At 52.1% G+C, this 257-nt stretch carries 1 protein-coding gene; it reads right to left on the reverse strand.

Annotated features, from left to right (window positions below; genetic code table 11):
* Positions 1-257, reverse strand: a 257-nt coding sequence (locus tag B2145_RS06005) for a YDG domain-containing protein (RefSeq protein ID WP_291099630.1), incomplete at both ends; no start/stop codon positions are given.

The raw sequence follows: 257 nt of genomic DNA on the forward strand, positions 1-257 counted from the left end.
ATTAGCTGTTGTTGTTGCCACGCTGGTCAGGGTGTAGTTGCCAGCATCTGTGCCAGCCAGGGTTGCGCCTGTCAGGGTAACTGTTTTGTCGACACCTACGGTTCTGGTGTCGAAAGTAGCTGTTCCACCGGATAATGTTACAGCATCAGGGGTGATTACGCCAACGAGTGCACGGTCTGAAGCTGCGGCACTGGTATTACCGTCAAAAGTCTTGTTGCTTGAAGCAAAGGTGCCGGAGATACCAAGCGGTGTGATAT

Source organism: Flavobacterium sp. UBA5153 (assembly GCA_002413745.1).
In the GTDB taxonomy this organism is placed as follows: domain Bacteria; phylum Bacteroidota; class Bacteroidia; order Flavobacteriales; family Flavobacteriaceae; genus Flavobacterium.